The sequence below is a fragment of the Gemmatimonadales bacterium genome (assembly GCA_035502185.1).
GTDB lineage: Bacteria > Gemmatimonadota > Gemmatimonadetes > Gemmatimonadales > JACORV01 > Fen-1245.
Genome location: DATJUT010000052.1, coordinates 1 through 3,568 on the forward strand (window position 1 = coordinate 1; position 3,568 = coordinate 3,568).

The 3,568-nt window shown below is 73.2% G+C and carries 3 protein-coding genes; 2 read left to right on the top strand and 1 reads right to left on the bottom strand.

Annotation, left to right across the window (positions count from 1 at the left end):
• Nucleotides 1-182 precede the first annotated feature (182 nt).
• Both VMF70_07125 and VMF70_07130 read left to right on the top strand, forming a co-directional pair.
• Nucleotides 183-419 (top strand): hypothetical protein, encoded by a 237-nt coding sequence (locus VMF70_07125; GenBank protein HTT67781.1) that lies wholly within the window; start codon nt 183-185, stop codon nt 417-419.
• On the top strand, nt 416-1,672 hold the full coding sequence (locus tag VMF70_07130; GenBank protein HTT67782.1) for an alpha/beta hydrolase-fold protein: 1,257 nt from the start codon (nt 416-418) through the stop codon (nt 1,670-1,672). The genes VMF70_07125 and VMF70_07130 overlap by 4 nt, the downstream gene beginning before the upstream one ends.
• 42 nt (nt 1,673-1,714) lie before the next feature.
• Here the strand turns inward: VMF70_07130 and VMF70_07135 are convergent.
• Nucleotides 1,715-3,568, bottom strand: a 1,854-nt coding sequence (locus tag VMF70_07135) for an FtsX-like permease family protein (protein ID HTT67783.1), incomplete at its 5' end; no start/stop codon positions are given.

Sequence of the window (3,568 nt, forward strand, 5' to 3'; positions counted from 1 at the left end):
CCTTCAATCTCCGAGTATCGCGCTTGTGTTTCCTGAAGGTCACTCCGCTGGCCCGTTCTCCCCCGCCGTCCTATTGTGGAGCCGCGTCCCTCAGAGGCAGCGGCCATGACAGATCCCCTCGCACGGCGGTCGAGGCGCTCACGGGGAGCTGGCCGTTCCGCGGGGCGACGTATGGAGAGCTGATGGGTGCGATCGTGCTCGAGCCGTACCACCTGCCGGGGGAATTGCACGAGGTCCGCGCGCTCGATGCAGCGCTCCAACGCTGCCTGGCGAAGGAGCCCCGGGACCGGTACGCCAGCGCGGCCGCACTGCGGCGCGACCTCGTCCCCGTCCTGCGCGACTGCCCGGCGCTCGCGCACGCCGGCGGCGCAGCCCCGACACCGGCACACCCCACCGTCTCCCGTCGGAGCGTCCCATGATGCGCGCAGCCCTGGCCTTCGCCTCGATCGTCGTGCCCGCCCTCGGCGCCACAGCCCCGGCGCGCGCCCAGAACGCGCCCGCCGCCTGCTGCACGATCACGCTCCGCGTGCGCGTGCCGGAGGGCGCCGGCACCGTCTACCTCGCAGGCAGCCTGCCCGAGCTTGGGCCGTGGCGACCCGACGGGCGGGCCCTCACGGGCGAGGGGCGCGAGCGCACCGTGCAGGTCACCGCTCCGGCCGGCACCAGCTTCGAATACAAGTTCACGCTCGGCTCCTGGGACCGGGAGGCGGTCGGGTTCGCGGGCGCCGCGCTGGCGAACTACCGGCTCGCCGTCACCGGCGACACGGTCGTCGCCCACGAGATCACGGACTTCAAGAAGGACGTGCGAACCTACATCGCCGACTGGCGGGGCTCGGGCGTCCTCGGCCGCCTGGTGTACTGGACCGACGTCGCGTCGGCGTTCCTGGCCGCGCCCCGCAACGTCGAGATCTGGCTGCCGCCTGGCTACGACACGGCCACGGCCACGCGCTATCCCGTGCTCTACATGAGCGACGGGCAGAACCTGTTCGACCCCCGGATCGGGAACACCGGCGTGGACTGGGGCGTGGACGAGACGGTGGTCCGGCTGGTGCGCCAGGGTGCCATCCCGCCGATCATCGTCGTGGGCGTGTGGAACACGGCGGCGCGCGGCGCCGAGTACTCGCCCTGGCACCGGGCCGGCAGCTACGCGCGCTTCCTCGTCGAGGAGCTGATGCCGCGCGTCAACCGCGAGTTCCGCACGCTGACCGGCCCGCGGAACACCGCGGTGATGGGGTCCTCGATGGGCGGACTGCTGTCCTTCTACCTGGTGACGCACCGGCCCGACGTCTTCGGGGCCTGCGGCTGCATGTCCACGCACTTCCCGCTCTCGGAAGCGATGGTGGCGCAGTACTTCGGGGGCGGCGCGGCGAGCGCGACGCCGGACACGACGCCCTACGTCGTCCGCGACATCGCGGCCGGCGCGACGGTGCCGAGGGGCGTTCGCTACTGGTTCGACTACGGGTCGCTGGGGCTGGACAGCACCTACGGACCCACCCACGCGGCGGTGCGCGCGTGGCTGCTCCGGCAGGGGCTGGTCGAAGGCCGGGATTTCGTGGTGCGGCGCTACGAGGGGGCGACCCACAACGAGGCGTCGTGGCGTGCGCGGCTCGCCGACCCGCTGGCGTTCCTGTTCGGACGCGGACAAGCCCCCGCGTCGTCCGCGCCGCGCTGACGCGACCGGCGCCGGGCGGCCCGGCGACGGTCGGCAGCGCGTCTACTCGTCCCTGAGGGCCCGGGTCGGGTCCACCCGCGCCGCCCGCCGCGCCGGCAGGGCGCTCGCCGCGACCGACGTCAGGAGCAGCAGCGCCGCCACCGCCGAGAGGATCAGGGGGTCCCGCGGCGAGGTCTCGAAGAGCAGCGGCGCGACGAAGCGGCCGGCGACCAGCGCCGCCGCGAGCCCCACAGCCAACGCGACCGCCGAGAGTCGCAACCCCTCGCGCAACACCAGCCGCACGAGGTCGCGAGACTCCGCGCCCAGCGCCAGCCGAACACCCAGCTCGTGAGTGCGCTGGGCCACGCCATACGCGGTCACGCTGTAGAGCCCGATGGCCGCGACTACCAGGGCGAGGACACCGAAGACCGTGAACATCGTCGCGCCGAGGTCCCACTGGCGCATGTGGTCGCTGACGATGTCGGCGAGCGGGCGCACGGTGACGTAGGCATCACCCGGCATCTGGCGCTGCAGGGCCGTGCGCACCCGCTCCGCGTCGGCATCCGCGGGACCGCGCGTACGCACGAACACTCCACCCGCTTCCGGCCGGAGCTGCGCCGCCGGCACGTAGTAGGTCATGTCTTCATCGCCACCGAACCGGCTGTGCTCGATGTCCTCGGCGACCCCGACGACCGTGCGGCACGGCGCCGTCGCCTCGATGATCTTCACGCACCGGCCGATGGGATCCGCGTCCTTCCAGAGTGCGTGCGCCAGGCCGCGACCCAGGACGATCACGAGCGGGCTCGCGGCCTGGTCAGCGTCCGTGAAGCCGCTGCCGCGGACGAGCCGCGTGCCCATCGCCCGGAAGTACCCCGGCGAGACAGCCTGGGCCAGCAGGCTGCCGCCGCCGATGCGGTTCGTGTACGCCGTATCGAGACCCGGCACGACCAGCGTGTTCCACATGCCCCCCTGGAAGGGGACGCTCAGGGCCCGCGCGCTCGCTTCGACTCCCGGCACGGTGAGTGCGGCCGCCGCGAGCCGATCGCGCAGCTGCGCAGCGGGCCCATCGTCCAGATTCACGCTGCGCATCACGGGATTCACCCACAGCAGCTCGCCCGCATCGTAACCGAGCCGGGCGGCGCGCACCTGGTGGAAGCTCTTGAGGAAGAGGCCGGCCCCCACGAGCAGCACCACCGACAGGGCGCCCTGCACCACGAGCAGCACCGTGCGAGTCCGTGAGCGGTGATACGTCCCCTCCCGCACGCCTGCCTTGAGTGTGGACGCCACATCGCTCCGGCCCGCGTGCAGCGCCGGAATCAGCCCCGCCAGCAATCCCGACGCGAGCGCAGCCGCGGCGCCGAAGCCGAGGACCCACGGATCGGCCAGCATGCTGGACCAATCCACGTCCGGAATCAGCGCGGCCCGCAGGACGCCCCCGCCCCACTGCGCGATGGCCAGGCCCGCCGCGCCGCCCAGGACCGCGAGCACCAGGCTCTCCATCAGGAGTTGGCCCAACAGCCGCGCGCGGCTGATGCCGAGCGCCAGCCGCACGGCGATCTCGCGCCGCCGGCCGAGGGCGCGCGCCAGGAGCAGGTTGCCGACGTTGGCGCACGCGATGAGCAGGACGATCGCCGCCACGCCGATCAGCCACAGCGCCACCCTCGCCTCGCCGGACCCGCCGGGCCCGGCGTCCTTCAGCACGCTGGCCGCCACGGCGCGCGGTCGTACCTCGGCCATCGGCCTGGAGCGCGGCATCACGACGATCTGCCGGGCGTAGCTGCGCTGGTAGTCCAGCGTGAGCGCGGCGCTTGCGGCGGCGACACCCACGCCCGGCCGCCGCCGCACCACGATCTCCGGCCACCGGAGGCCATAGTCACCTATCAGCTGGGGCCGGCCCGTCGCCTCGAACAGCGCCGC